The following is a 1,862-nucleotide window of genomic DNA, read 5'->3' on the forward strand; positions in this document are numbered from 1 at the left end:
AGACGACATTGATCGGGTTCTTGGTCCAACGATCGGTCACATAACTCTCCAGCGTCAAGGCATTCGCTTGCAGCGCCTCGTCGGTTCGCCAATTAAAGCCTTTCCAATGCCCCCGTAATTCGCCATTGATCCAAAAGGCTTGTTCCCCGTCAGGCTGGCCTGGTGTGTTGTGTCGCAACATGAATTCACAGCAGATCCATTCGTCCTTGGGGATGTCGCCTTGGGTTTCCGGCCGGAATCCGTTTCCCCAATATCGACCATCAGGACTCGCTTTCATCTGGTGCCAATAGCTGTAGAAATTCCAGCGCCCGGGAGCCGGCCATCGGCCCCAGTTGCCCCAGGGTTCGAGCGCGGTGGAAAAACGCTGGTCACCTGGTGGCCGATTACCGGCACCGCCGAAACCGGACCAGCGGTCTCCGCCGGTCAAGCCACGGTTTGCGCGCAGCGTGACGAAGTGATGGATGTAATCGCTATCTGCGGCAAAGCGGACGTCGAACCTGACGAACACGTCTTTCGCCGACGGGAACCACTTCGTCATGCCACCACCGGTGTCTTTGCCCAGATGCGCGGTGACCTTCAGCGATCGAGATCCCGCGGGAGCGGTTTCATCATCGATCCTAACCAGCGAAAGGGTGTTTCCGTTGGGGTTTCGGGTTTCGTCCCATTGATCGCCGATCCCGCCGGACTCAAAGTCGTCGAAAAAGATGAACGACGGATGCTGCTGTCGTTGTTTCGTGCCGAGTACCTCCGCCGCAATTCCATCGCCGCTGGGCAGAGACGACTGCGCGAGCGGGACGGCCGTCGGTTCGGCTGCCGATGATCGGCCGGCGAAGACCGCTGCTGCCACGAGAAACAGCGCAATGGTTGATTGGCAGACTCGTTGAATCGCAATGTGGTGGAAACGCATACAAGGCCTCTTTGAGTGAGATAACGGAGACTATTACGCACACCGATTATCACTCACAGTGATCGTCACGCACAGCGTGACCTACAGGTCTCTTCAAGTGAGCCGACGAAGTTCGTCACGCACAGCGTGACCTACTGGTCCGCCTGCCCTGCGTCAGTTCTACGTCTTGGCCAGACACAACCCAAGAGGGTCGGGATCAGAAATCCGATTCCCGCGACCAATGCGGCTTTCCCGGTGGGAATGTCCTCGATCGGGGCGTCGGGGGGCGTGGCCCGGGACACGGCGACAACGGAAGGGTCTCGCACGCTCTCGGTTCGGATGGCGTCGAGTCGATCCACCAGTCTATGAAGGACGGCACGTGCTCGTGCCAGATCCTCTTGCGCAAACTGAAGCTGCGTGTACCACCCGCTCATCGTGCTGAACTCGCGACGCGCCGCGGCGTATCGCTCCAAAAGGATTGCGTGAGAGACCTCCAGCTGATGTCTCTTCTGGGAGGTTTGGGACAGTTCACCGGTATCGTCGCGTTCGGCCGAACTCTTTGCCGTCGTGACTGCTGGCTCGTCAATCTGGTCGATCACGGAGGATCCGGCGTTGACTGGTTCAAGCTCAACCGGTTCAATCTCGATCGTGTTCAATACTGCGAGTTCCACTTCGACATCCTCGATCTTCCGTTGCAACTGCATGGCTCGATCGTATTGATTGTCGCGAAGTGTTGGCCTGAGCGGGAACTCAGGATGGCCCGGCGCATAGCCCGGCATACCCTTAACGATTTCAACGACCCGCTTCTCGAATTCTTCGACCTTTCGTTTGTATTGCTCAACTTGTGGTTCAATCAACGCAGATAACTGCGACTCTCGGCGGCGATCCAATTCGCCTCGACGGGCCAGGTAGACGTCCGCGATCAAGTTGCACACGTCGGATGCCGATTGTGGGTCCGTATCGATAAAGTGAATCA

General features: G+C 57.8%; 2 protein-coding genes. Both read right to left on the reverse strand.

The annotated features are described in order from the left end of the window. Positions 1-907, reverse strand: a 907-nt coding sequence (locus ABX749_RS31450) for a hypothetical protein (RefSeq protein WP_372899513.1), incomplete at its 3' end; no start/stop codon positions are given. Between the two features lie 131 nt (positions 908-1,038). Then, positions 1,039-1,862 (reverse strand): hypothetical protein (locus ABX749_RS31455; RefSeq protein WP_372899514.1); only part of this gene is annotated, 824 nt, incomplete at its 5' end.

Source organism: Stieleria sp. (assembly GCF_041595215.1).
Classification (GTDB): Bacteria; Planctomycetota; Planctomycetia; order Pirellulales; family Pirellulaceae; genus Stieleria; species Stieleria magnilauensis.